Origin of the sequence: Streptomyces sp. GSL17-111, from assembly GCF_037911585.1 — a bacterium.
Taxonomy (GTDB): Bacteria; Actinomycetota; Actinomycetes; order Streptomycetales; family Streptomycetaceae; genus Streptomyces.
Genome location: NZ_JBAJNS010000001.1, coordinates 1,483,680 through 1,507,967 on the forward strand (window position 1 = coordinate 1,483,680; position 24,288 = coordinate 1,507,967).

The 24,288-nt window shown below is 73.6% G+C and carries 23 protein-coding genes; 16 read left to right on the top strand and 7 right to left on the bottom strand.

Going from position 1 to position 24,288, the window contains the following annotated elements; translation table 11 throughout:
- Nucleotides 1-121 precede the first annotated feature (121 nt).
- The 3 genes from V6D49_RS06260 to V6D49_RS06270 all read left to right on the top strand — a co-directional run bounded on the left by V6D49_RS06260 (nt 122) and on the right by V6D49_RS06270 (nt 4,213).
- Nucleotides 122-1,567 (top strand): maltokinase N-terminal cap-like domain-containing protein, encoded by a 1,446-nt coding sequence (locus V6D49_RS06260; RefSeq protein WP_340557827.1) that lies wholly within the window; start codon nt 122-124, stop codon nt 1,565-1,567.
- Nucleotides 1,564-3,900, top strand: a complete 2,337-nt coding sequence (glgB, locus tag V6D49_RS06265) for a 1,4-alpha-glucan branching enzyme (RefSeq protein WP_340557829.1) — start codon at nt 1,564-1,566, stop codon at nt 3,898-3,900. The genes V6D49_RS06260 and glgB overlap by 4 nt, the downstream gene beginning before the upstream one ends.
- A 97-nt stretch (nt 3,901-3,997) precedes the next feature.
- Nucleotides 3,998-4,213 (top strand): dodecin, encoded by a 216-nt coding sequence (locus V6D49_RS06270; RefSeq protein WP_340557832.1) that lies wholly within the window; start codon nt 3,998-4,000, stop codon nt 4,211-4,213.
- Nucleotides 4,214-4,298: 85 nt separating this feature from the next.
- Here the strand turns inward: V6D49_RS06270 and V6D49_RS06275 are convergent, their stop codons facing one another.
- Nucleotides 4,299-6,008: a SpoIIE family protein phosphatase gene (locus V6D49_RS06275; RefSeq protein WP_340557834.1), complete on the bottom strand. Its 1,710-nt coding sequence runs from the start codon at nt 6,006-6,008 to the stop codon at nt 4,299-4,301.
- Nucleotides 6,009-6,077: 69 nt separating this feature from the next.
- Nucleotides 6,078-6,548 carry a hypothetical protein gene (locus V6D49_RS06280; protein WP_340557836.1) on the bottom strand — a complete coding sequence of 157 codons (471 nt, stop codon included), beginning with the start codon at nt 6,546-6,548 and terminating at the stop codon, nt 6,078-6,080.
- Nucleotides 6,549-6,669: 121 nt separating this feature from the next.
- Between V6D49_RS06280 and V6D49_RS06285 the strand changes: the two genes are divergently transcribed.
- The 4 genes from V6D49_RS06285 to bla all read left to right on the top strand — a co-directional run bounded on the left by V6D49_RS06285 (nt 6,670) and on the right by bla (nt 9,181).
- Nucleotides 6,670-7,512 carry a helix-turn-helix domain-containing protein gene (locus V6D49_RS06285; RefSeq protein WP_340557838.1) on the top strand — a complete coding sequence of 281 codons (843 nt, stop codon included), beginning with the start codon at nt 6,670-6,672 and terminating at the stop codon, nt 7,510-7,512.
- 59 nt (nt 7,513-7,571) lie between these two features.
- On the top strand, nt 7,572-7,691 hold the full coding sequence (locus tag V6D49_RS06290; protein WP_340563716.1) for a DUF397 domain-containing protein: 120 nt from the start codon (nt 7,572-7,574) through the stop codon (nt 7,689-7,691).
- On the top strand, nt 7,688-8,140 hold the full coding sequence (locus V6D49_RS06295; protein ID WP_340557840.1) for a protein-tyrosine phosphatase family protein: 453 nt from the start codon (nt 7,688-7,690) through the stop codon (nt 8,138-8,140). The genes V6D49_RS06290 and V6D49_RS06295 overlap by 4 nt, the downstream gene beginning before the upstream one ends.
- A 147-nt stretch (nt 8,141-8,287) precedes the next feature.
- Nucleotides 8,288-9,181 (top strand): class A beta-lactamase, encoded by an 894-nt coding sequence (gene bla, locus V6D49_RS06300; protein WP_340563721.1) that lies wholly within the window; start codon nt 8,288-8,290, stop codon nt 9,179-9,181.
- 28 nt (nt 9,182-9,209) lie between these two features.
- On the opposite strand, the gene V6D49_RS06305 is transcribed toward bla, so the two are convergent.
- Together V6D49_RS06305 and V6D49_RS06310 are read right to left on the bottom strand one after the other, a co-directional pair.
- Entirely contained in the window at nt 9,210-9,800 is a 591-nt protein-coding gene (locus V6D49_RS06305; RefSeq protein ID WP_340557842.1) for a Uma2 family endonuclease, read from the bottom strand.
- Between the two features lie 95 nt (nt 9,801-9,895).
- On the bottom strand, nt 9,896-10,699 hold the full coding sequence (locus V6D49_RS06310) for a putative protein N(5)-glutamine methyltransferase (protein ID WP_340557843.1): 804 nt from the start codon (nt 10,697-10,699) through the stop codon (nt 9,896-9,898).
- 226 nt (nt 10,700-10,925) lie between these two features.
- On the opposite strand from V6D49_RS06310, the gene V6D49_RS06315 reads away from it, so the two are divergent.
- Both V6D49_RS06315 and V6D49_RS06320 read left to right on the top strand, forming a co-directional pair.
- Entirely contained in the window at nt 10,926-12,224 is a 1,299-nt protein-coding gene (locus V6D49_RS06315) for a molybdopterin-dependent oxidoreductase (RefSeq protein WP_340557845.1), read from the top strand.
- The gene (locus tag V6D49_RS06320) at nt 12,224-12,700 is read left to right on the top strand and encodes a hypothetical protein (RefSeq protein ID WP_340557847.1); all 477 of its coding nucleotides are present in this window, start codon (nt 12,224-12,226) and stop codon (nt 12,698-12,700) included. Before V6D49_RS06315 ends, V6D49_RS06320 begins: the two co-directional genes overlap by 1 nt.
- Here V6D49_RS06320 and V6D49_RS06325 read toward each other — a convergent pair.
- Nucleotides 12,695-13,729: a TerC family protein gene (locus V6D49_RS06325; protein WP_340557849.1), complete on the bottom strand. Its 1,035-nt coding sequence runs from the start codon at nt 13,727-13,729 to the stop codon at nt 12,695-12,697. The genes V6D49_RS06320 and V6D49_RS06325 overlap by 6 nt on opposite strands.
- Nucleotides 13,726-14,307, bottom strand: a complete 582-nt coding sequence (locus V6D49_RS06330; RefSeq protein WP_340557851.1) for a universal stress protein — start codon at nt 14,305-14,307, stop codon at nt 13,726-13,728. Before V6D49_RS06330 ends, V6D49_RS06325 begins: the two co-directional genes overlap by 4 nt.
- A gap of 126 nt (nt 14,308-14,433) precedes the next feature.
- Here V6D49_RS06330 and V6D49_RS06335 point away from each other — a divergent pair, with 126 nt between their 5' ends.
- The 5 genes from V6D49_RS06335 to V6D49_RS06355 all read left to right on the top strand — a co-directional run bounded on the left by V6D49_RS06335 (nt 14,434) and on the right by V6D49_RS06355 (nt 19,336).
- Nucleotides 14,434-14,760, top strand: a complete 327-nt coding sequence (locus V6D49_RS06335) for a helix-turn-helix transcriptional regulator (RefSeq protein ID WP_340557853.1) — start codon at nt 14,434-14,436, stop codon at nt 14,758-14,760.
- 81 nt (nt 14,761-14,841) lie between these two features.
- Nucleotides 14,842-15,543 carry a helix-turn-helix domain-containing protein gene (locus V6D49_RS06340; RefSeq protein ID WP_340557855.1) on the top strand — a complete coding sequence of 234 codons (702 nt, stop codon included), beginning with the start codon at nt 14,842-14,844 and terminating at the stop codon, nt 15,541-15,543.
- A 103-nt stretch (nt 15,544-15,646) separates the two neighbouring features.
- Entirely contained in the window at nt 15,647-16,990 is a 1,344-nt protein-coding gene (locus V6D49_RS06345; RefSeq protein ID WP_340557856.1) for a hypothetical protein, read from the top strand.
- A 55-nt stretch (nt 16,991-17,045) separates the two neighbouring features.
- Nucleotides 17,046-18,668: a sensor histidine kinase gene (locus tag V6D49_RS06350; RefSeq protein WP_340557858.1), complete on the top strand. Its 1,623-nt coding sequence runs from the start codon at nt 17,046-17,048 to the stop codon at nt 18,666-18,668.
- On the top strand, nt 18,665-19,336 hold the full coding sequence (locus tag V6D49_RS06355) for a response regulator (RefSeq protein WP_340557860.1): 672 nt from the start codon (nt 18,665-18,667) through the stop codon (nt 19,334-19,336). The genes V6D49_RS06350 and V6D49_RS06355 overlap by 4 nt, the downstream gene beginning before the upstream one ends.
- Before the next feature lie 166 nt (nt 19,337-19,502).
- On the opposite strand, the gene V6D49_RS06360 is transcribed toward V6D49_RS06355, so the two are convergent.
- Nucleotides 19,503-20,528, bottom strand: a complete 1,026-nt coding sequence (locus tag V6D49_RS06360) for an ATP-dependent 6-phosphofructokinase (protein WP_340557862.1) — start codon at nt 20,526-20,528, stop codon at nt 19,503-19,505.
- Between the two features lie 319 nt (nt 20,529-20,847).
- Between V6D49_RS06360 and pta the strand changes: the two genes are divergently transcribed.
- Both pta and V6D49_RS06370 read left to right on the top strand, forming a co-directional pair.
- Complete coding sequence (gene pta, locus V6D49_RS06365; protein WP_340557863.1) at nt 20,848-23,031, top strand: phosphate acetyltransferase; 2,184 nt, start codon at nt 20,848-20,850, stop codon at nt 23,029-23,031.
- Nucleotides 23,028-24,236 carry an acetate kinase gene (locus tag V6D49_RS06370; protein WP_340557864.1) on the top strand — a complete coding sequence of 403 codons (1,209 nt, stop codon included), beginning with the start codon at nt 23,028-23,030 and terminating at the stop codon, nt 24,234-24,236. Before pta ends, V6D49_RS06370 begins: the two co-directional genes overlap by 4 nt.
- The last annotated feature ends 52 nt before the right edge of the window (nt 24,237-24,288 follow it).

Here is a 24,288-nt window from a genome sequence, read left to right on the forward strand (position 1 = left end):
GCCCGGCACTCCGCTCCGCCGCACGGTCGATCTCCCCTCAACACGTCCCGCACAGCCGGACACACCCTGCCGCAAACCGGGACACTTCGCGTACGTTTCGTGTGCCCGGGGGAAGGACGTCATGACCGCCACGCCGGACGGCTCCTCGCCCCGCACCGCTCTGTTCGGGGGCGGCGGGGCGGGCTCTGATCTCCTGCGCTCCCTCAGTCCCATACTGACCCGGTGGCTGCCCCGGCAGCGCTGGTTCGCCGGGAAGGGACGACCCCTGGACGGACTGTCCCTCGCGGCGGCGACCGAGCTGCTGCCCTGCGCCGGGGGTGGCCGTACGGCCGGCGCGCCCGGGCTGCTGCACCTGCTCGTCTCCGCGCACCAGGGCGGCAGCGCCGACTGCTACCAGTTGCTGCTCGGGGTCCGTCCCGGCCTGCCGCCCTCGCTGACGCCCGCCCTCATCGGGCGGCCCGCGTGCGGCCCGCTGGCGGGGCTCGCGGTCTACGACGCCTTCCCCGACGACCGGCTCACCGGCGTCCTGCTGGAGCGGCTGCGCACCGAGGGAACGCTCGGGGCGCTGCGCTTCGTGCGGGAGAAGGGCGCCGCCATCCCCGCCGGGCTGCCGGCCCGGCCGTTGCGGACGGAGCAGTCGAACTCCTCGCTGGTGTACGGCGACACGTTCATCCTCAAGCTGTTCCGCCGCGTCAGCCCCGGGCTCAACCCCGACCTGGAACTGCCCCTGGCGCTGGCCCGCACCGGCTGCACCCGCGTCCCCGCCCCCGTCGCCTGGTTCGAGGCGGAGGCCGAGGACCCCGTCACCCTCGGCGTCCTCCAGCCGTACCTGTCCGGTTCCAGCGACGGCTGGCGGCTGGCGCTGCACGCCCTCCACCGCGGGGCGGACTTCACCGGCGCGGCCCGCTCCCTGGGCCGGGCCACGGCCGAGGTGCACATCGCCCTCGCCACCGCCCTGCCCACGACCGAGCTGCGCGGCTCGCCGCTCGCCTCGCTGGCCGGGGACATGGCGACCCGGCTGAAGGAGGCCTGCGACGCCGTGCCGCAGCTGCGCCCCTACCGGGCCGGGCTGCGGGACGCGTTCGACGCCGTGGACGACCTGTCCCGCACCGGCGCGGCCTGCCCCGTCCAGCGCATCCACGGCGACCTGCACCTCGGCCAGGTGCTCCGCACCCCCGACGGCGGTGCGGGCGGACGGTGGTCGCTGATCGACTTCGAGGGCGAGCCCGCCAAGGAGCTCGCCGAGCGGCGCCGCCCCCAGCCGGTGCTCCAGGACGTCGCCGGGATGCTGCGCTCGTTCGACTACGCCGCCTGCCAGCGCGGCGCCACCCCGGCCGCCCGCCGCTGGGCCGAGGTCAACCGGGACGCGTTCTGCGCCGGTTACGCCGAGGGCAGCGGCTCCGACCCCCGTGAGCACACCGTCCTGCTCCGCGCCTACGAGACGGACAAGGCCGTCTACGAGGTGCTGTACGAAGCCCACCACCGCCCCGACTGGCTGCCCATCCCGCTCGCCGCGATCCGTCGTCTCGCGCAGACCCCGCACGCCCCCAGGAGGACGCTCTCGTGACCCCCCGCCCCGAGGTTCCCGACACCTTCCGCGCCGCTCCCCCGGCCGCGCCGTCGGGTCAGCAGTCCACGCCCCGGCCCCGCCACCCGGTCGCCGGGGAGGCACCCGCCCAGGCCCTCACCGTCCGGCCGGCCCCCGCTCTCGCGGAGGAGGAACGGCGGCGGCTCGTCGACGGTGCCCACCACGACCCGCACGCGGTGCTCGGCGCCCACCCGGTGACCGGCGGCGTCGTCGTGCGCGCCCTGCGGCCCTTCGCCCGGAGCGTGACCGTGCTGACGGCCTCCGGCGCCGCCGAGCTGCCGCACGAGGCGGACGGCCTCTTCTGCGGCCTCCTCCCGCGCGAGGCGCTGCCCGAGGACGGCCTGCCCGCCTACCGGCTGCGCGTGGCCTACGACGGCGGCGCCGTCGTGGAGACCGAGGACCCCTACCGCTTCCTGCCCACCCTGGGCGAGCTGGACCTGCACCTCATCCAGGAGGGACGGCACGAGCAGTTGTGGCAGGCGCTCGGGGCCCACCCCCTCACCGTGGACGGGGTCACCGGCACCCGCTTCACCGTGTGGGCGCCGAGCGCGCGCGGCGTGCGGCTGGCCACGGACCTCACCTACTGGGACGGCACGAGCCAGCCGATGCGGTCGCTGGGCGCCAGCGGCGTGTGGGAGCTCTTCGTGCCGGGCCTCGGCGAGGGCACGCGCTACAAGTTCGACATCCTGCGCGCCGACGGCACCCACGGGCTGCGCGCCGACCCGATGGCGCGCCGCACCGAGTGCCCGCCGAACACCGCGTCCGTCGTGACGTCGTCCGACTACGCGTGGGGCGACGCGGAGTGGCTGGCACGGCGGACGGAGCGTCCGGTGCACGAGGCGCCGTTCTCCGTCTACGAGGTGCACCTGCCCTCCTGGCGGCCGGGCCTCGGCTACCGCGAGCTGGCCGAGGAGCTGCCCGCCTACGTCAAGGACCTCGGTTTCACCCACGTCGAGCTGATGCCGGTGTGCGAGCACCCGTTCGGCGGATCGTGGGGCTACCAGGTCACCGGCTACTACGCGCCCACGGCGCGGCTGGGCTCGCCCGACGACTTCCGGTACCTCGTGGACGCGCTGCACCGGGCGGGCATCGGCGTCCTGATGGACTGGGTCCCGGCCCACTTCCCCAAGGACGACTGGGCGCTGGCCCACTTCGACGGCACCGCACTGTACGAGCACCCCGACCCGCAGCGCGCCGAGCACCCGGACTGGGGGACGCTGGAGTTCAACTACGGCCGCACGGAGGTGCGCAACTTCCTCGTCGCCAACGCCGTGTACTGGTGCGAGGAGTTCCACATCGACGGACTGCGCGTCGACGCCGTCGCCTCCATGCTCTACCTGGACTACTCGCGCGAGTACGGCCAGTGGTCGCCCAACGAGTACGGCGGCCGGGAGAACCTGGACGCGGTCCGGTTCCTTCAGGAGATGAACGCGACGGTCTACCGGCGCTGCCCCGGCGTGGTCACCGTCGCCGAGGAGTCCACCGCCTGGGACGGCGTCACCCGCCCCACCCACGAGACCGGGCCCCACGGCGTCGGCGGGCTGGGCTTCGGGCTGAAGTGGAACATGGGGTGGATGCACGACTCGCTGGTCTACGTCTCCAAGGAGCCGGTGCACCGCAAGTACCACCACAACGAGATGACCTTCTCGATGGTGTACGCCTACAGCGAGAACTACGTCCTGCCCATCTCGCACGACGAGGTCGTCCACGGCAAGGGCGCCCTGGTGGCCAAGATGCCCGGCGACTGGTGGCAGCAGCGGGCCAACCACCGCGCCTACCTCGGCTACATGTGGGCCCACCCCGGCAAGCAACTGCTGTACATGGGGCAGGAGTTCGCGCAGGGGGCGGAGTGGTCCGAGGAGCAGGGGCCCGACTGGTGGCTGCTGGACCCGGGCTACTCGGCCCGGGGCGACCACGCGGGCGTCCGCGACCTGGTGCGGGACCTCAACACCGCCTACACCGCCACCCCCGCCCTGTGGGAACGGGACACCGAACCGGCCGGGTTCGCCTGGGTCGAGGCCGACGCCGCCGACGACAACGTCTTCGCCTTCCTGCGATTCGCCGCCGACGGCACGCCCCTGCTGGCCGTCAGCAACTTCTCCCCCGTCGTGCGGCACGCCTACCGCCTCGGCGTGCCGGACGGCGTCCCGGCCTGGCGGGAGGCGCTCAACACCGACGCCGCCCGCTACGGCGGCTCCGGGGTGGAGGTGCCCGAGACGGTGAGGAGCGAACCGGTCACGGCGCAGGGGCGGCCGTCCAGCATCGCGCTGACCCTGCCGCCGCTGGCCACACTCTGGCTGCGGCCAGCCTGAGCCCGGGGCCTGAGCCCGGGGCCTGGGCCCGGCTCGCGGACCGTCCCCCGCTGGGGCACCGTGGGGAGGGAGGTACACCCCGACGGGAGGACGGTCCATGAGCGAGCACACGTACCGGGTGACGGAGATCGTCGGCACCTCGCACGAGGGGCTGGACGCGGCGATCCGCAACGGTCTCGGCCGCGCGGCACAGACCCTGCACGGCCTGGACTGGTTCGAGGTCACCCAGATCCGCGGCAACATCGAGGACGGCCGGGTGGAGCACTACCAGGTCGGCCTCAAGGTCGGCTTCCGGCTCGACGAGCACGGCTGACCGCCGTGCAGGCGGGCGGCCCGGCCCGGATGTCCCCGCCCGGCCCCGACTCCGGCCCTGGCACCGGCCCTGACATCGGCCGGGGTCAGGGCCGGGTGCCGTCGGGCGGCACCCGCAGCGCCAGCAGGGCGACGTCGTCCTCCTCCGCCGCCGGTCGTGACCGGCGCAGCAGCTCGTCGCAGAACGCGTCCAGCGGCAGGTGCGCCAGTTCGGTGGCGTGCCGCGTCAGCAGCTCCAGCCCCTCGTCGACCGGCAGATCCCGGGCCTCGACCAGCCCGTCGGTGTACAGGACGACGGTGCTGCGCGGCGGCAGGTCGACGACGGCGTCCGTACGCTCGACGTCCAGTTCGGTGCCCAGCAGGAGCCCGCTGCCCTCCTCCAGCAGTCGTGCGCCGCCGGCTCCGTCCAGCAGGAGCGGCGGCGGGTGCCCGGCGTTCGTCCAGCGCAGCCGCCAGGCGCCGTCCGGACCGTCGGGGGTCAGCCGGGCGAAGACGAGGGTCGCCGTCTCGGCCTCGCTGATGTGCACCAGCGAGCGGTCCAGCCGGTCGACGGTGACGCTCGGCCCGTCGGCCTCCTGCCAGGCGAAGGCCCGCAGCATGTTCCGCACCTGCGCCATGCAGGCGGCGGCCTGGAGATCGTGGCCGAGGATGTCGCCGATCACCAGCGCCGTGGCGCCGTCCGGCAGCCGGAAGGCGTCGTACCAGTCGCCGCCGACGCGTGACGCCTGCGGCGCCGCCCGGTACCGGCACTCCATCTCCAGCCCCGGCACGTCCGGCGGGCGCGGCAGCAGGTGCCGCTGCATCGTCTCGGACACCCGCTGCTGACCGGCGTAGAGTTGCGCGTTGTCCACGGCCAGTCCCGCCCGGCGGGAGATGTCGTCGACGAGGGCCAGCTCGGCGGCGTCGTAGGGCTTCGGGTTGTCGGTGCGGGCGAGCGTCAGTGCACCGTGCACCCGGCGCGGCCCCGGCAGCGGCGCGATGATCGCCGAGCGCATCCCGATCCGGCCGAAGAGGTCGTGCTGCACCGCCGCGAGGTCTGAGTCCGGTGGGCCGACGTAGTCGCTCCGGTCCACGAGGAGCGAGGCCGTGGCGCCGCGCAGCACCCGCGAGAGCGGCCTGCGGGAGGACTCCTGCAGCGGCGGCATCGGACCCGCCAGCTCCGCCACCTCCACGTGCCGACCGTTCTCCATGTGCACGACGGCCACCCGTTGCAGGGCGCCCGTCTCACTCATCAGATCCACCACCGCCCAGTCCGCCAAACGGGGGACGGCCAGTCGCACCAGGCGCCGCAGCGCCTCCTGGAGGTCCAGCGTGGAGGTCAGCACCGCCGTCGTCTCGGAGACCAGCGCCAACCGGTCCGCCAGGTCCGCGAGCGCGGCGACGTGGTCGGGCGGCGCCGGATCAGGCCCCCGCGCGGCCCACGCCCGCTCGTAGAACGCGACGGCGGCCCCCTCCCGCGACCCCTCGAAGACGTACGGCATCGTCATGCCCGCGACGGGCAGCAGCTCCCCGTCGCCACGCTGGAACCACTGGTGGTCGAACTGCTCGGGGTGCCCGGCCAGGAACGCCTGCATCAGCGGGCACTGGGAGCGGGGCAACGGCTCCCCGGCCGGGCCCCGGTGCAGCAGGTCGTGCGCGTCGCGCCCGATCATCTCGCGCACCGAACGACCCAGCAGCTGCCGCGCCCGCCGGTTCACCGCGACGACCCGCCCCCGGGCGTCCTGCACGATGACCCCCGCCACCAGCCCGGTGAGCACATGGTGGATGTAGACGTCCTCAGCGGTGCGCCACACCACGGCAGGCCCTCCTCCGCACGTCCGCCCTCCCCACAGTCTCCCGGCTTCCCCACGCCCGCGCGCGCCCGGTCAGGCGTACGGGTCGGTGCGGGAGACCGGCGCACTCTGTGCGCCTGACCGGGCGCGATGCACCGCCCACAGCACGGCGTGCAGCAGCGCCGTGTGCACCAGACGGCCGTCCGGCGAGGGCGGCGCGTACCAGCTCAGCGGCCACGTCCCGCCCGCCAGCGCGGGCACCCCGACGTAGCTGCTGCGCGGGTCACGGGCGGTGCCGCCACTCGTCAGCAGCTCCGCCCCGGCGGGCCAGCGCCGCCGCGCCCCGCTGCCGGAAGCGATGAGGAAGTACACCGCCCGCTCCCCGTCCCGCTCCAGGATCACCGGGCCGGGATCGCCCCCGGTCAGCTCGCCGAACCGCAGAGCGATGTGCCGCCCGAGCGGGCCCCGCACCCGGACGGCGTCGAAGTACACCCCCGCCAGGCGCAGCTGCACTCCGAGCAGCGGCACCCACGGGACGTTCGGATCACGCATTTCCCTGTTCACGGGACCACTGTCAGTGCGGTCGCCTACGTTATGTAATGACCTGAACTCGACGGGTGATCAACTGTCGAGCCTGCTCGAACGCGGGTTGTGGCGTGTTGAGCCATGTTGAAAGGGGAGAACCATGGCGACGGAAGAACAGCGGGAGTCAGCCTCCGGTACACGCCGGGCCATTGCTGATCTGGTGCGCTCGGCCCGCGAGGAGAAGGGGTGGTCCCAGGAGGAGCTCGGCCAGCGGATCGGCTACACGGCGGCGGCCATCAGCAAGTTGGAGACCTGCAAGGACGGCGTCACCATGAAGATGCTCGCGCTCCTCGACCGAGAACTCTTCGACGGACGCCAGGTCTTGTCGAAGCTGGGTCAGCACCTGGAAGCCGACCGCTACCCACCCCACTTCAAGGACTACGCCCTGCTCGAACAAACGGCCCTCAGCGTGGCTGCCTACGAGAACATGGTGGTTGACGGTCTTCTACAGACTGAGGAGTACGCGCGCGCTGTGCTTGAGTGCGGCTACCCGCCCCTGGAGATCGACGAAATCGACCAGCTGACGCAGGCACGGATGGACCGGAAGTCGACGCTCAGCCGCAGGAATCCAGTCCCGTTGATCGAGGTGGTCATGGACGAGTCCGTGATTCAACGCCAGGTCGGTGACCGCAGGTGCATGTACCAGCAGATGCAGCACCTGGCTGAGGCTTCTGAGGCGCCCAACGTCACCGTCCAGATCACTCCGCTGAACAGAGGGTCACGCCGCTCTCACGCTGGCCTGCCCGGACCTATGCACATCGTCGTCACGCCGCAGCATCGGCACGTCGTGCACCTCGAAGTGCAGCACCACAGTCGGCTCATCACGACCCCGGACCGCGTAACGGAGTTGGTGCAGCGCTATGCGATGATCCGCGCACAAGCTCTCAGCCCTGACCAATCGCTGGAGCTGATTCGAAAATCCGCGGAGGAGTGGAAGCAGTGATCGACTTGCACTGGTTCAAATCCAGCTACAGCGACTCCAGCGGCGGTGCATGCGTGGAGGTGGCGGCCTGCTCCTGCGCGACCGTGCACGTGCGGGACTCGAAGGACACCGGGCGGGGGGCGTTGAGCTTCCCGTCCGACGCCTGGTCGGCGTTTCTGATGGACGTCACACGGGGGTGAGCGGGTCCACGGGCCCGTGGGCGCCGGACGCGGCGGGGGTGCTGCGGTTGCCGTCCGGCGTCCTGCTGCGAGGGCGGGGGCTGCGGCACGGGCCGCCCGGGGGACTGTCTCCTGACTTCGGGCTGTACCTGCTCGGCGAGGAGCCGCCGTCCCCGTCGTGGGAGGCCGACTGGGTGCCGTGGCCGGACTTCCGGCTGCCGAAGGACCCGCGCGGCGCGCGGGTGCGGTTCGCCGAGACGCTGGCTCGCGCGGCGTCGGAACGGGTGGAGGTCGCGTGCGGGGGCGGCGTCGGCCGGACGGGTACGGCGCTGGCCTGCATGGCCGTGCTCGACGGGGTCCCGGCGGACGAGGCCGTGGCCTACGTGCGCCGCCACTACCACCGCCGGGCCGTCGAGACGCCCTGGCAGCGCCGCTTCGTCCGCCGCTTCGGGCGGGACGACGGGGACTGACGGGCCGCGCCGTCGCGCGCCGCGCCGAGGTGGCACCGAGCAACTACGGCGGCGTCGTATGCGTGTTGGATGGTGGAGATCCACACGAGAGGGAGGCCGATCTTGACCTTGACCAGTGCACACGTACGACCGGCCCGCCGGGCCGTCATGGCGATGGGCGCGGGGACGGTCCTGGCCGCCGGTCTGGCGTCGGCCTCGGCCGGCACGGCGCGGGCGGCGGCGCCGAGCGGCGGCGAGGCCGTCGTGCGGGAGCTGCGGCGGCTGGAGCGGGAGCACAGCGCGCGGCTGGGGGTGTTCGCCCGCGACCTGGCCACCGGCAGGACCGTGGTGCACCGCGCGCACGAACGCTTCCCGATGTGCTCGGTCTTCAAGACGCTCGCCGCCGCCGCGATCCTGCGAGACCTGGACCGCGACGGGGAGTTCCTGGCGCGGCGCATCCGCTACCGCCTGGAGTACGTCGAGGCGGCGGGGTACGCCCCCGTCACCAGCAGGGCGGAGAACGTGTCCGGCGGGATGACCGTCGAGGCGCTGTGCGCCGCCGCCGTCAGTGAGAGCGACAACGGCGCGGCGAACCTGCTTCTGCGTGAGCTGGGTGGCCCCACGGCCGTGACCCGCTTCAGCCGCTCGCTGGGTGACCGCACGACGCGGCTGGACCGCTGGGAGCCCGAGCTGAACTCGGCGGAGCCGTGGCGCGTCACCGACACCACCAGCCCGCGCGCCATCGGGCGGACGTACGGGCGCCTCGTCGTGGGCGACGCGCTCACGCGGGGCGACCGGGAACGGCTGACGGGCTGGCTGGTGGCCAACACCACCAACGGCGCGCGCTTCGGGGCGGGGCTGCCGGACGACTGGGTGCTGGCGGACAAGACGGGTGGGGGCAGTGACTACGGGGTGGCCAACGACGTCGGCGTCGTCCGGCCGCCGGGGAAACCGCCGATCGTCATGGCCGTGCTGACGACGAAGCCGACGCTGCCGGAGGGGCCGAACGACAACGCCCTGGTCGCGAAGACGGCCGCGCTGCTGGCCGACGTCCTCGGCTGAGGACATCGGCCGAGGACAGCGGCGACCGTCACTCGCGCGGGAAGCGGTCCGTTTCGAGGACGAGGCCGAGGTCGGTCTGGGTGAGGTCGATGGGCTCACCGAAGTCGGCGATGAGCTCGGTGCGGTACGCGCCGTCCTTGGGGTGGGTGTAGAGGTGGCAGCGGCCGACGTAGGGGTCGGCGATGAGGTAGACCGGCACCTCGGCGGCCGCGTACGCCCGCAGCTTCACCCCGTAGTCGTTGACCCCGGTGCCCTTGGAGATGACCTCCAGCACGAACTCCAGGTCCTCCGGCGCCAGCCGCCCCTTGGCGTCGGCCTCGGCCCCCTCCCTGGCCTTCGTCAGGTCGGGGGCGAAGCCGTTCAGGTGCCCGGGGAAGTCGAAACGGACATCGGAATCGATGCTCTCATCGTCACCGAAGTGTTCGACCAGTTGAAGGTGCACCCTGCTGATGATCTTCCAGTGGATGCGGCGCTGCGGGGACATGTGGACTGTCCCCTCGACAATTTCGACCTTGTAGCCCTCGGGGACGGGCAGCAGTTGCTCGAACAGCGCATCCAGCGTCAGCTCTTCTGCGTCGTCGTCGGCCATCTCGATCCTGTCAGCCAGTTCGACGGTCACGGTGCCGCTCCCTCCCCGCCGCGCCACACAGCGCAGCCGCACGGTCAACGATACGCACGGGCGACAGGACACGGGGGTGGTCGACGGGCGACGGGTCACCCGCCCGGCGGACGCCGGGCGCTGACCACGGTGGCGGGCGGGTCCGCCGAGTGGTGCACACGCGGCAGCAGCCCGCCTCCGGCGAGGACGGCGACCGCCGCCGCGCTCTGGCGTTCACCGGTCTCGACCAGGAGCCGGCCGCCGGGGGCCAGCCACTCTCCCGCTTCGGCGGCGACCCGGCGCAGGACGGCCAGCCCGTCGCCGCCGCCGTCGAGCGCCGCGCGGGGCTCGTGGAGCCGGGCCTCGGGCGGCAGCAGCGCCACCTCGCCGGTGGGGACGTAGGGCACGTTGGCCGCCAGGACCTCGACGCGGCCGTGAAGCGCGGGCGGGAGGGGTGCGAAGAGGTCGCCCTCGTGGACGGCGCCGTCGTAGGGGGCGAGGTTGCGGCGGGCGCAGCGGACGGCGGCGGGGTCGAGGTCGGCGGCGTGCAGCTCGGCCGGGGCGAGGGCGTCGGCGAGCGCGGCGGCGACGGCGCCCGAGCCGCAGCAAAGGTCGACGACGACGTCCGCCCGGCGGGTCTCGGCCAGCGCCCGCCGGACGAGGTGTTCGGTGCGGCGGCGCGGCACGAAGACGCCGGGTTCCAGGGCGATACGCAGTCCGCAGAACTCGGCATGACCGAGGACGTGTTCGAGCGGCTCACCGGCGACGCGGCGCTCCACCATGCGGGCGAGGGCGGACGGCCCCTCGGCGGTGGCGAGGAGCAGGCGGGCCTCGTCCTCGGCGAAGACGCACCCGGCCGCGCGGAGTCGGGCGACGAGTGGACCGGGAAGGGGTGGGACGGCTGGTTCGGAGAGGCGCACGGCGTGCCTTTCGGTATCGAAGGGCGCTCACGCGGTCACGTTCCTACGCGGGGTGGGGCGGGAGCACCCGTCCTGCGACGGCGTTGACGGGTCTCACCTCCTCGTCCCCTCGTTCTGCTGGGTGATCCGGTCAGCGTACCGCCACGTGTCGTGCCGCCGAGGGGCCCCGAGCGGTGGCTAGCGTCCTTGCGGGACGAGGCCGGAGGACGCGATGCAGCGGAATGACATGCCGTCAGGGCGGGGCGCGACGCGGTTCGATCCGAAGGGCGGACCGGGCACGCGGCTGCGGGAGCGGCTGCGGGAGCCTCCGCCGGGCCCGGCGCGTCCGGAGTTCTGGCGCAGCCCGGTGCGCGGGGTGCGGTTCACGTCGGCGCTGGGGGCGGTGCTGCTGGTCGGCGTTCCGGTGCTGTTCGTGACGGGGCTGCTGTCGTACGCGGCGTACAACCCCGACCTGCGGGGCAACGACACCACGCCGGACCGGGGGTGGCTCGGCTTCTACCTGTTCGCCTGGCCCACCGACCCGCACTGGCTGTACCGGCTCACGCAGGGCGTGCACGTCACCCTCGGCATCGTGCTGGTGCCGGTGCTGCTGGCCAAGCTGTGGTCGGTCGTGCCGCGCCTGTTCGTGTGGCCGCCGCTGCGGTCGGCGGCGCACGCGCTGGAGCGGCTGTCACTGCTGTTCCTGGTGGGCGGTGCGCTGTTCGTGTTCGCGACCGGGATCCTCAACGTGCAGTTGGAGTACATCTTCCCGGGCTCGTTCTATCCGCTGCACTTCTACGGCTCGTGGGTGTTCATCGCCGCGTTCGTCGTGCACATCGCCACCCGTGTACCGGTCATGGTGCGGGCGCTGCGGGGGCGGCGGCACGTCGGGGACGAGGAGGGGCTGGCGGCACCGGCACCGGCAGCTCCGACGATCTCCCGACGGGGCGCGCTGGGTCTCGTCGGGGCCGGTTCGCTGCTGCTGTTCGTGACGACGGCGGGGCAGAGCATCGGCGGCTCCCTGCGGGGGACGGCCCTGTTCGCGCCGCGCGGCCAGGACCCGGGGCCGGGGCCGAACGGCTTCCAGGTCAACAAGACGCCCGCCGCCGTCGGCATCCGGCCCGAGGAGCTCGGGGACGGCTGGCGGCTGGTGGTGCGGGCCGGTGGGCGGGAGCGGGTCTTCACGCGGGCGCAGCTCCTCGCGCTGCCGCAGGACGAGGCGGCGCTGCCCATCGCCTGTGTGGAGGGCTGGTCCACCGGTGACCAGCTCTGGAGCGGGGTGCGGCTCGCCCGGCTGGGCGCGCTGGTCGGCGGGGCCGGGAGGGACGAGGGCGTGTTCGTCGAATCGGTGCAGAGCCGTGGGGCGTTCCGCTCGGCGGCCCTGCGCGGCAACCAGGTCGGCGATCAGCGGTCCCTGCTCGCGCTGCGGGTCAACGGCGCCGACCTCTCCCCCGACCACGGCTACCCGGCGCGGGTCATCGTCCCCGCGGCGCCGGGCGTGCACAACACCAAGTGGGTCACGCGGCTGACGTTCGGGGCGGTCTGATGCGGCGGCTGCGGCGCTGGTACGGCGCCTCCCCGCTGCACCTGCTGCTCCTGCTGGCCTCGCTGACGGTGACGCTGTACGCGGGTGTGCGGCTGCTGGACGGCGACACGGTCGGCGTCCTGGTGTGGTTCGTCGGCGCGGCCCTCCTCCATGACCTGGTGTTCCTGCCGGTGTACGCGGGCGTGGACCGTTTGGGCGGCGCGGCGCTGCGCAGTCCGCCCAGGCGGTGGGTCAACCACGTGCGGGTGCCGGTGTTCCTCTCCGGGCTCCTGCTGCTCATCTGGTACCCGCTGATCCTCGGCCGGGTCCCCCATTTCACGCCCTACACCGCCCTGCCGGACGACGTCTTCCTCGGCCGCTGGCTGCTGGTGACGGCCGCGCTCCTCGCCGCCTCGGCGCTCACGCTCCTGGTCCGCGCCTGGTGGCACGCCCTGTTCAGAACCGCGCCGGGCAGGACGGGGCGCGGGTGGTCATGAGGTGGGGCGTCCTTCCGGGTGGTGTTCGGCGCTGGGGTCGGCGGGGTCGGCGGGGTGGTGCGGGGCACCGGGGGTGTCCTCGGTGGTGGGCGGGCCGTCCCCGTCGCGGGTGGTGACGAGGGACCAGCCGATGGAGACCGCGATGGTGGCGATGATGACGCCGAGGGTGAGGGGGATCGGGAGCTTGCCCACCGGGGTCTCGGACAGGATCAGCTTGACGCCGGCGAAGACGAGGAGAACCGCCAGGCCGTAGTGCAGGTAACGGAAGCGGCGCAGGAGTCCGGCCAGGCAGAAGTAGAGGCTGCGCAGGCCGAGGACGGCGAACGCGTTGGCCGTCCACACCAGGAAGGTGTTGGTGGTGATGGCCAGGACGGCGGCGACGGAGTCGACCGCGAAGATCAGGTCGGTGGCCTCGATCGCGACGAGCACCACGAACAGCAGGGTGGCGACGCGGCGTCCGTCGACGCGGATGAAGAAGCGGTCCCCGTGGAAGCGGGAGTCGGTCGGGACGACCTTCCGCACCAGGCGGACGACCGGGTTGCGGTCGGGGTGGACCTCCTCGTCCTTCGAGAAGGCCATCTTCCAGCCGGTCCAGATCAGGAACGCGCCGAACAGGTAGGCGGTCCAGAAGAACACCTGGAGGAGTTCGGCGCCGACGAAGATGAACACCAGCCGGGCGGCGAGGGCTCCGATCACCCCCCAGAAGAGGACCTTGTGCTGGTAGGCCTCGGGGACGGCGAAGAACGAGAAGATCAGCGCGAAGACGAAGACGTTGTCGATGGACAGGGCCTTCTCGATCAGGTACCCGGCGTAGTAGGTGGAGGCCACCTCACCGTTCTGCCACGCCCACAGGACGAGGCCGAAGCCGAGGCCCGCCGCGATCCAGACGGCGCTCCAGATCGCGGCCTCCCGGAAACCGATGACGTGGTTGTCGCGGTGGGCGAGCAGGTCGACGGCGAGCATCACGCCGATGCCGAGCGTGACGGCGGCCCACACCCACAGGGGGACCGGGAACGAGAGGTCGTTCATCGTGAGGGGGTCCTCGGGGGGAGCACGGGTGAGTCGGCGCGGTACCGGGCGGCCCCGGCCGGGCCGCAGGGGCACGTCGGACGCTGGGACGAGGGGCCGACCGTCCGGGGCACGGCGCGGACGGTCGGCACGCCACGGGCGGCGGTGACCTCGATGAGCGTGTGCGCGTCGACGCCCCCCGGGTTGCCGCAGGACGCGTGCACGAGGGGCGCACGGTGCCGGGTGGCGAGGTCCAGCAGCCCGGTCGCCGCGCGCAGCCCGCGGTCCGGTCGTACGTCGGCCTCGGGCGGCCGGTAGACGGCCGGGATGTAGCCGATCCGCGCCCGGCCGACCGTCGGCAGGACCCGGCTCAGCACGGCGAGGGCGTCGAGGTCGGAGACCGGCCTCGGGGGCTCGGGCGGCAGGACGGAGATGAGCAGGAGCGGCACGCCCCGGGCGGTCGCCGCGCGCGCGGCGAGTTCTGCCACCCGCACGTCGTCGGGGTGGTCGGTGAGGACGGCGGCGACCGGCCGGGGGAGGGAGGTGCGGCCGGGCGGCGGCGCGGGCGGCGCGGGGTGAGGTGCGAGGGAGAGGCTCACGGGTGGGGCCCCTTTCGGGGAGGCGGTGCGACACCTCCAGCGTCACCCGAACAGTTTTGCGCGTCAAGATTCACGCGAAATATTTTTCGCTAATAAAACTTCGTCCACAGCGCGTAGCCTGTGGCCATGAGTGTTCCCCCGACCCGCGGCGAGAGCTGGACCTTCCTGACCAATCACGCACGCGTCCTGGTGTGCCTGGCCCGCGACCCCGAGGCGCGGCTGCGGGACGTCGCGACCGGCATCGGCATCACCGAACGCTCCGTGCAGCTCATCGTGGCCGACCTGGAGAAGGCCGGGTACCTGACCCGGACCCGCGTGGGCCGCCGCAACCGCTACACCATCGACACCGGCCTCGCCCTGCGCCACCCCAACGAGGCCGACCACCCCGTCGGCGACCTGCTGAACACCTTCCTCCACCGCGAGGACGCGCCACAGGAAGAGACCCGCCGCTGACCACTGGATCTTTCTACAGTTTGTTGATTCGGGTGAACGCACTGTAGGTCACGCCCTGTCACCGGGCCTAACGTGACCGGAATGCACGCACGACCGCCCTTCGATGCCGCGGCGGCCCGCCGTCTGCGGGAGTCCCTCGGCATGACGCCGGCGCACGTCTCCTACGGCATGTGGGCCGCCTTCGGGCTCCGGACCGCCCCCGAGACGATCGCCGCCTGGGAGCTCCAGGAGGCCAGCCCGGACGAGACGGAGCTGGCCGCTCTCGCGGGCGCCCTGTGGTGCGCCCCCGGCGATCTGCTGGGCACTCCGCGCACTCTGCACGAGTACCGCCTGCTCAAGGGCGTCGCCCTGTCCGACGTCGCCCTCCGGATCGGGATGCCGGCGGCCCGGTACGCGGAGGTCGAACGGACGGGGAGGTGGACCGGCAGCGACCAGCAGGCCGCGACGCTCGCCGTCACCCTGGATCTCTCCCCGAGGACGCACATCGAGCTGATCGGCAAGGACGGCGCCCTGCGCGCGTACCTGCGCAGCGCCGCCGGGTCGCGCTGGCAGGCGTACGTGAAACCGGTGCACAAGCTGCTGCCGACCCTGGAGCGGTCCACGGTCGAACGCGTCCTGGAGCGGCTGAACGACGAGTTCCACAAGCGCAGCTTCTCCTCCCTGAGCTGGATCTCCACCGAGACGGAGACCGGCAGCAACTCCGTGGACGCCGGGCGGCAGTTCCTGGACGAGGTGACCGAGCACTTCTGGGCCCACCTGGCCGCGCTGCGGGGCAGCGGCTGACGCGGGAACGACCGCCGGGCCGGGCGCGTTACCTTGAGAGAACGCAGGGCCCCGGAGGCGGCCGGTGCGGGCGCGCGGGGCCAGCCGTACCGAGGAGACCGCTATGACGCCCTCCGTCACCACCGCCCTCCGCGCGCTGTGCGGGAGCCTGCTCGCCGCAGGGCTGCTCGCGGCGCCGGTCCCCGCCCTCGGCGCGGCCCCCGCCCAGGACGGGGTGAGCGCCGTGGCGGAGGAGCTGCGGCAGGACCCGGTCTACGTCCACCCCGAGGCCCGGTCGGAGCTGTCCTCCGGTGCGGAGGCCCGGCTGGAGGCCCGCATCGAGGACGCGGACAAGCCGGTCTTCGTCGCCGTCCTGCCCGCGACGGAGGAGTTCCCCCCGGACACCGTGCTGGCGGACCTGCGGGCGCTCACCGGCGTCACCGGCGTGTACGCCGTCCAGCTCGGCGACGGCTTCAGTGCCGGGGCCGACTCCCAGGTGATGTCGCGCGACGCCGTGGCCAACCTGGAGGGCGCCGTCGAGCGGGAGCACGACGACGCCACCACCCAGCTGACCTCCTTCGTGGACGAGGCGCTGCCCCAGGCCGACGGCACCGCACCGGCCTCGTGGGACGAGGGCGGCACCGAGGGCTCGGGCGCGGCCGGGCTGGCGACCCTCGGCGGACTCCTTCTCGCGGGCGGCGTCGGCTTCTACGCCCTGCGCCGCCGCTCCCGCAGGCGCGAGGAGGAGCGGCGGCGCGCGGAGCTGGAGAAGCTGCGGGTCGTCGTCGACGAGGACATCACCGCGTTCGGCGAGGAGCTCAACCGGCTCGACTTCCGGCCCGGCGAGCAGGGCGCGGACGACGCCATGCGCACCGACTACACCCGCGCCCTGGACGCCTACGAGGCGGCGAAGGACGGCATGACCGTCGCGCGCGAGCCGCGCGACGTCCAGCCGGTCACGCAGCGGCTGGCCGAGGGCCGGTTCGCGCTCGCCACGCTCGACGCCCGGCGCACGGGGGCGCCGCTGCCGGAGGAGGAGCGCAAGCCGTGCTTCTTCGACCCCCGGCACGGGCCGTCCGTCACGGACGTGCGGTGGGCGCCGCCGGGCGGGACGACACGCTCGGTCCCGGCCTGCGCGGCGGACGCGGAACGCCTCGCCGAGGGCGAGGAGCCCGACTCCCGGATGGTGCAGACCGACCGCGGCCCCCAGCCCTACTGGAACGCCGGGCCGATGTACGGGCCCTGGGCGGGCGGCTACTTCGGCGGCGCCCTGCTGCCGGGGCTGCTCATGGGCACCATGCTCGGCGGCATGATGGCGGGCCCCGGCGCCTACGCCTACGGCGGAGGGGCGGACGCGGCGGGCGGCGACGTCTCGGGCTCCGACTTCTCCCCCGGTGACTTCGGGGGCGGCGGGTTCGGCGGGGACGTCGGCGGGTTCGGCGGCGGCGACTTCGGCGGAGGGTTCTGACCGGCGCTGGCCGGGCGGCGTCCGGCTCGGGCGGCGTCCGCGCCAGAATGCGGGGATGCGGAACCGGCCGAGCCTCGCCCAGCAGCTGTTCGTCCTCCAGCTCGCGGTGATCGTCGTGCTGGTCGGGGCGGGCGCGCTCCTGGTCGTGCTCGACGCGCGGGACGACAGCGAGGAGGACGCCGAGCGCAAGGTGACCACGCTGAGCCGGGGTGTGGCCGAGCTGCCGAGCGTGCGGGAGGCCTACGCCCGGCCGGCACCGCAGCGGACGCTCCAGCCGCTCGCGGAGTCGGTACGGGCGGCCACGGACACCGACTTCGTCGTCTTCATGGCCCCCGACCGCACGCGCTACTCGCACCCGGACCCGGGCCTCCTCGGCCGGCCGTTCATCGGGACGATCGCCCCGGCGCTGGAGGGCGGCGTCGTCACCGAGACCTACCGGGGAACGCTCGGGCCCTCGGTACGGGCGGTGGTGCCGGTGCGGGACGCGGGCGGCGAGGTGCGGGGGCTGGTGTCCGTCGGCATCCTCCAGGGGCAGATCGGGGACGACGTACGGCGGCGGCTGGCGCCGATCGGCGCCGTGTCCGGTGGGGCACTGGTGATGGCGGGGGCCGGTTCGTGGAGCATCAGCCGACGGCTGCGGCGGCAGACGTTCGGCCTCGGCGCACCGGAGATCGCCCGGCTGTACGAGCACCACGACGCCGTGCTGCGCACCGTCCGCGAGGGGCTGCTCATCGTCGATCCGGGCGGGCGGCTGACGCTGGCCAACGACGAGGCGCGTCGGCTGCTGGGCCTGCCCGAGGGCGCGGAGGGGCGTCCCGTGGCCGGGCTGGGGCTGAGCGCGCCCCTGGGCGGGATCCTGACGTCGGGCACGCCCGTGCACGACGAGCTGTGCGTCGTCGGTGACCGGGTGGTGGTCGTGAACCAGGAGCGGTTCCAGAAGGACGGCCGGCCGCTGGGCGCCGTCACCACCCTGCGCGACCACACCGACCTGGAGGCGCTGGCCGGAGAGCTGGCGTCCGTGCGGGGCTTCGCCGAGGCGCTGCGGGCCCAGGCGCACGAGTCGTCCAACCGGCTGCACACCGTCGTGACGCTCGTGGAGCTGGGCCGCCCGGAGGAGGCCGTGGAGTTCGCGACGGTGGAGCTGGCCTCCGCGCAGCAGCTCACCGACCGGCTGACGGGGGCGGTGGAGGAACCGGCGCTGGCGGCGCTGCTGCTGGGGAAGGCCGCCCAGGCCGCCGAACGCGGTGTGGAGCTGGACGTGACGGACGACACCGCCGTGGAGCCCACCGGGATCGCCCCGCGCGACCTGGTCACCCTCGTGGGGAACCTGGTGGACAACGCCATCGAGGCCGCGCTCGCGGGCGTGCCCCCGCGCCGCGTGCGGGTCACCGCCCGCACGGAGGGCGACGGCGCCCTGCTGGTGCGCGTCGCCGACTCCGGGCGGGGTGTGGACGGCGCCCACCTGGACGCGATCTTCCGGCGGGGCTTCTCGACCAAGGCGACGCCCGACGGCAGCGGCGGCGGGCGCGCTGGGCAGGGCCGGGGCCTCGGGCTCGCACTGGTCAAACAGGTCATCAACCGGTATGACGGTGAGGTCGGCGTGCACAGCGGCGACGGCGCGGTCTTCACCGTGCGGCTGCGTACCGGCCCGGCGGGCCGGGGAACCGAGGCACCGTGATCAGAACCCTCGTCGTGGAGGACGACCCCCGCATCGCGGACGCGCACGTGCAGTTCGTGGAGCGCGTGCCGGGTTTCACCGCCGTCGGAGCGGTGCACCGGGGCGTCGAGGCCCTGGACCGCACCGCGCGCGAGCCGGTGGACCTCGTGCTGCTGGACTTCTACCTGCCGGACATGACGGGCCTCGCGGTGTGCCGGGCGCTGCGGGCCCGGGGCGACCTCACCGACGTCATCGCCGTCACCTCGGCGCGGGACGTCGAGATCGTGCGGTCCGTCGTGGCGCACGGCGTCGTCCAGTACCTGCTGAAACCGTTCACCTTCGCGGCGCTGCGGGACAAGCTGGAGCGGTACGCCGAGTTCCGCGAGCGGCTGGTGGCCCACAGCGGGGCTCCGGCGCAGCAGGACGTGGACCGGGCCTTCGCGGCGCTGCGCGGCAGTGTCGGCGGGCCGCTGCCGAAGGGCATGAGCAACCGGACGCTGGAGGCGGTCGTCGACCACCTGCGGAACGCTGCGGAGGGGCTGTCGGCGAGCGCGGTGGGGGGCCTGACGGGGACGTCCCGGGTGACGGCGCGGCGGTATCTGGAGCACCTGGCGGAGCAGGGGCTGGCGGACCGGGCCCAGCGCTACGGGGCGGGGCGGCCGGAGCACGTGTACCACTGGCGCCGGTGAGGCGCGGGGCCGGGCGCGGGCGCGGCGGCCGGGTGGCGGGGAAGGGGCTGCCCCACGCCGTTGGGGGGCAGGACGCCGGATGCGGCGGCGGTCGTGCGGTGACGCGCTGTGGTGCCGGTGGAGCTGGTGGTGCTGGTGGTGCGGTGCGGAGGTGAGCGGGCGGGCGTCAGAAGACGGCTTCGGTCTCGTCCATGCGGGCCTGCGGGACGGTCTTCAGCTCGCGGGTGGCGTCGGCGAGCGGCTCCATGACGATGTCGGTGCCGCGCAGGGCCGTCATCATGCCGAAGTCCCCCCGGTGGGCGGCCTCCACGGCGTGCCAGCCGAAGCGGGTGGCGAGGACGCGGTCGTAGGCGGTCGGCGTGCCGCCGCGCTGGACGTGGCCGAGGATGACGGGACGGGCCTCCTTGCCGAGCCGGTCCTCCAGCTCGCGGGCGAGCCGGTTGCCGATGCCGGTGAAGCGCTCGTGGCCGTACTGGTCGATGGCGCCCTTCTCGTAGGCCATCGTGCCCTCGACCGGACGGGCGCCCTCGGCCACGCAGATCACGGCGAACTTCTTGCCGCGCGAGAACCGCTCCTCGACCATCTTGCACAGCGCGTCGATCTGGAACGGCCGCTCCGGCAGGCAGATGCCGTGCGCGCCGCCCGCCATGCCCGCCTCCAGGGCGATCCACCCGGCGTGACGGCCCATGACCTCCACGACCATCACGCGCTGGTGGGACTCGGCCGTCGTCTTCAGCCGGTCCATCGCCTCGGTGGCGACGCCGACGGCCGTGTCGAAGCCGAAGGTGCGGTCGGTGGCGGAGATGTCGTTGTCGATGGTCTTCGGGACGCCGACGACGGGCAGCCCGGCCTGGGAGAGCATGCTGGCGGCGGTGAGGGTGCCCTCGCCGCCGATGGGGATGAGGGCGTCGATGCCGAGCCGCCCGAGCAGCTCCTCGCCCTCCGCGCACGCCTCCGCGAGCCGGCCGCGCTCCAGCCGGGCGGAGCCGAGGATGGTGCCGCCCCGGGCGAGGATGCCCGCGACGGAGTTGAGGTCCAGCTCGCGGTAGCGGCCGTCCAGCAGCCCCTTGTAGCCGTCCTCGAATCCGATGACCGTGTCGCCGCGGTCGACCACCGCGCGGTGCACGACCGAACGGATGACGGCGTTCAGGCCGGGGCAGTCGCCGCCGGCGGTGAGGACTCCGATACGCATGTGATCGCTACTCCTGATCGGGGACGGTCCGACGTTGGGCGGGGGGATTGTTTCATGTTCTGAACGCACGGCCGCGTGACCGTCCGCATGCTGCCGCCCGCCGCACCCGGACACCCCGGGAGCGGTCGCGCCGGACTCGGCGCCCGCACGTGCGGGCGCGCGTGGTGCGCGCGTATCGTCGAGGCAGACGCAGGTCACAACGGGCCGGAAGCGGGTACGCGTCCTGCGGGAAGGTGCGGGAGGGCCTGCCGCGGCGGCCACTTCCCCCTTCCCGCACGGACGTCCTCGCACCGCACCGTAGACCCAGGGGAGCTGACGGGTGAACCGCAGTGTGTACGTAACCGGTATCGGCCGGGGCGACGGCCGCCAGGTCGTCGAGCTGGGGGTGATGGAGCTGCTGACCCGGCAGGTCGGCAGGATCGGCGTGTACCGGCCGCTCACCCACGACGGCCCCGATCCGATGCTGGACCTGCTGCGCAGCCGCTACCGGCTGAGCCAGCCGCAGGGTGCGATGACCGGCCTCGGGTACGACGAGGCCGCCGCCCTCCAGGCCGACCGGGGCACCGACGAGCTGATATCCCGCCTGGTCGACCGCCACCACGAGATCGCCGCCGACTACGACGCCGTCCTCGTCCTCGGCACCGACTTCGCCGACACGAACCTGCCCGCCGAGCTGTCGCTGAACGCCCGGCTGGCGAACGAGCTGGGCGCGCCCGTGCTGCCCGTCGTCGCCGGGCTGGACCGTGGCGCGGACTCGGTCGTCGCCGAGGTGCGCAACGCCCACCACGCCTACGCCTCGCTGGGCTGCGAGGTACTGGCCATGATCGCCAACCGCGTCCGCAACGGGCACGCCGCCGAGGCGGCCCGCTGGCTGGGCCGGCACCTGCCCGAGCCGGTCTTCGTCATCCCCGAGGAGCCGGCGCTCTCCGCCCCGACCGTCCGGCAGGTCGTGGACGCCCTGGACGCGCGGGTGCTGCTCGGCGACGTGACGGGGCTGGCCCGGGACTGCCGGGACTTCGTCTTCGGCGGCGCGATGCTGCCCGCGTTCCTGCCCGCCCTCACCGAGGGCTGCATGGTCATCACCCCCGGCGACCGGGCGGACCTCGTCGTCGGGGCGCTCGCCGCGCACTCGGCGGGCGCCCCGCCCATCGCGGGCGTCCTGCTCACCCTCGACGAGCACCCGGGCAAGGAGACGCTGGCGCTGGCCGAGCGACTCGCCCCCGGCACGCCCGTGCTCTCGGTGCCCGGCGGCTCCTTCCCGACCGCCGTGGAGCTGTTCTCGCTGGAGGGCAGGCTGAACGCGGCCAGCCCGCGCAAGGTGGAGGTGGCGCTCGGCCTCTTCGAGTCGCACGTCGACACCCGGCAGCTCACCGACCGGCTCGCGGTCGTCCGCAGCGACCGGGTGACGCCGATGATGTTCGAGCACGAGCTGGTCGAGCGCTCCCGCACGGCCCGCCGCCACGTCGTCCTGCCCGAGGGGACCGAGGAGCGGGTGCTGCGCGCGGCGGAGGTCCTGGTGCGCCGCAACATCTGCGACCTGACGCTGCTCGGGGACGAGACGGCGATCCGCCGGCGCGCCGCCGAGCTGGGCGTCGAGCTGCGCCTCCCGGGCACGGACGAGGCGGAGTGGGGCGGCGAGGGGGCTGCCGCCACCGTCCGCGTCGTGGACCCGGCGACGTCGCCGCTGCGGGAGCGCTTCGCGGACATCTACGCCCAGCTGCGCGCGCACCGGGGGGTGACGTGCGAGCTGGCCTACGACATCGTCGCCGACGTCTCCTACTTCGGGACGCTCATGGTGCAGGAGGGCCTGGTCGACGGCATGGTGTCGGGCGCGGCGCACTCGACGGCGGCGACGATCCGGCCCGCGTTCGAGATCATCCGGACGAAGCCGGACGCGTCGATCGTCTCGTCGGTGTTCTTCATGTGCCTGGCCGACCGCGTCCTGGTCTACGGCGACTGCGCCGTGAACCCCGACCCGGACGCCGAGCAGCTCGCGGACATCGCGATCCAGTCGGCGGCGACGGCGGCCCGGTTCGGGGTGGAGCCGCGCGTCGCGATGCTGTCGTACTCGACGGGCAGCTCCGGCTCGGGCGCGGAGGTGGACAAGGTCCGGCAGGCCACCGAGCTGGTGCGGGGTAGGCGCCCGGACCTGCTGGTGGAGGGGCCGATCCAGTACGACGCGGCCGTCGAGCCCTCCGTCGCGGCGACGAAGCTGCCCGACTCCCCGGTGGCCGGGCGGGCCACCGTGCTGATCTTCCCGGACCTCAACACCGGCAACAACACCTACAAGGCGGTGCAGCGGTCGGCCGGGGCGGTGGCCGTGGGGCCGGTGCTCCAGGGCCTGCGCAAGCCGGTCAACGACCTCTCGCGCGGCGCGCTGGTGCAGGACATCGTGAACACGGTCGCGATCACCGCGATCCAGGCCCAGCAGCGCGGGGCCGCACCGCCGGACCCGGCGTCGGCCACCGCCGACGCACCGTCGCAAGGGAGCACCTCCGCATGACCGCCCGTCACGTCCTCGTCCTCAACTGCGGTTCCTCCTCGGTGAAGTACCAGTTGCTGGACATGGCCGACCACGCCCGGCTCGCCGTGGGCCTGGTGGAGCGGATCGGGGAGGCCGCGCCCCGGCTGACGCACACCCCGGCCGACGGCACGCGGCGCGAACGCGCCCTGGCCGCGCCGGACCACGGGAGCGCGCTGAAGGCCCTGGCCGACGAGCTGGCGGCGGACGGTCTCGGCTTCGACTCCCCGCACCTCGCGGCCGTCGGGCACCGGGTGGTGCACGGCGGCCGGAGCTTCACCCGCCCCACGGTGGTGGACGACGCCGTGCTCGCGGAGATCGAACGGCTGGTGCCGGTGGCGCCGCTGCACAACCCGGCCAACCTCAGCGGCATCCGCGTCGCCCGGGCGATGAACCCGGGTCTGCCGCAGGTGGCCGTCTTCGACACCGCCTTCCACACGACGATGCCCGAGCACGCCGCCCGGTACGCCATCGACGTGGCGACGGCCGACGCGCACCGCATCCGCCGCTACGGCTTCCACGGCACCTCGCACGCCTACGTCTCGCGGCGCACCGCCGAGCTGCTGGACAAGGACCCCTCCGAGGTGAACGTGATCGTGCTGCACCTGGGCAACGGCGCCTCGGCCTCCGCCGTCGCGGGCGGGCGGTGTGTGGAGACCTCCATGGGGCTCACGCCGCTGGAGGGGCTGGTCATGGGCACCCGTTCGGGGGACATCGACCCGGCGGTCATCTTCCACCTCGCCCGGGTGGCGGGTCTGAGCGTCGACGAGACGGACACCCTGCTCAACCGGCGCAGCGGGCTCGTCGGCCTGTGCGGGGACAACGACATGCGGGAGATCGTCCGCCGGATGGACGACGGGGACGACGCGGCACGGCTGGCGTTCGCGATCTACGTGCACCGGCTGCGGAAGTACCTGGGCGCCTACACGGCCGTGCTGGGGCACGTCGACGCCGTGGCCTTCACGGCGGGGGTCGGGGAGAACTCGGCTCCGGTGCGGCGGGCGGCCGTGGCGGGTCTGGAGGTGCTGGGCCTGGCGGTGGACGAGGAACTGAACGCCGAGCGGACGTCCACGGCGCGGCTCATCTCGCCGCAGTACGCTCGGGTCGCGGTCGCGGTGGTCCCCACCGACGAGGAACTGGAGATCGCCACGCAGACGTATGCCCTGGTCACAGCCGCGAACGGGTGAGCCAGATCACCCCCAGTACGTTTGGCTTCTAAACAAAACGATAGGATCGCAC

What these genes read in the sequence shown, in the direction of transcription:
- V6D49_RS06260 (WP_340557827.1), top strand. Translation starts at nt 122, where the DNA reads ATGACCGCCACGCCGGACGGCTCCTCGCCCCGCACCGCTCTGTTCGGG.
- V6D49_RS06270 (WP_340557832.1), top strand. Translation starts at nt 3,998, where the DNA reads ATGAGCGAGCACACGTACCGGGTGACGGAGATCGTCGGCACCTCGCAC.
- V6D49_RS06285 (WP_340557838.1), top strand. Translation starts at nt 6,670, where the DNA reads ATGGCGACGGAAGAACAGCGGGAGTCAGCCTCCGGTACACGCCGGGCC.
- bla (WP_340563721.1), top strand. Translation starts at nt 8,288, where the DNA reads ATGGCGATGGGCGCGGGGACGGTCCTGGCCGCCGGTCTGGCGTCGGCC.
- V6D49_RS06315 (WP_340557845.1), top strand. Translation starts at nt 10,926, where the DNA reads ATGCCGTCAGGGCGGGGCGCGACGCGGTTCGATCCGAAGGGCGGACCG.
- V6D49_RS06320 (WP_340557847.1), top strand. Translation starts at nt 12,224, where the DNA reads ATGCGGCGGCTGCGGCGCTGGTACGGCGCCTCCCCGCTGCACCTGCTG.
- V6D49_RS06325 (WP_340557849.1), bottom strand. Translation starts at nt 13,729, where the DNA reads ATGAACGACCTCTCGTTCCCGGTCCCCCTGTGGGTGTGGGCCGCCGTC.
- V6D49_RS06335 (WP_340557853.1), top strand. Translation starts at nt 14,434, where the DNA reads ATGAGTGTTCCCCCGACCCGCGGCGAGAGCTGGACCTTCCTGACCAAT.
- V6D49_RS06340 (WP_340557855.1), top strand. Translation starts at nt 14,842, where the DNA reads ATGCACGCACGACCGCCCTTCGATGCCGCGGCGGCCCGCCGTCTGCGG.
- V6D49_RS06345 (WP_340557856.1), top strand. Translation starts at nt 15,647, where the DNA reads ATGACGCCCTCCGTCACCACCGCCCTCCGCGCGCTGTGCGGGAGCCTG.
- V6D49_RS06350 (WP_340557858.1), top strand. Translation starts at nt 17,046, where the DNA reads ATGCGGAACCGGCCGAGCCTCGCCCAGCAGCTGTTCGTCCTCCAGCTC.
- V6D49_RS06360 (WP_340557862.1), bottom strand. Translation starts at nt 20,528, where the DNA reads ATGCGTATCGGAGTCCTCACCGCCGGCGGCGACTGCCCCGGCCTGAAC.
- V6D49_RS06370 (WP_340557864.1), top strand. Translation starts at nt 23,028, where the DNA reads ATGACCGCCCGTCACGTCCTCGTCCTCAACTGCGGTTCCTCCTCGGTG.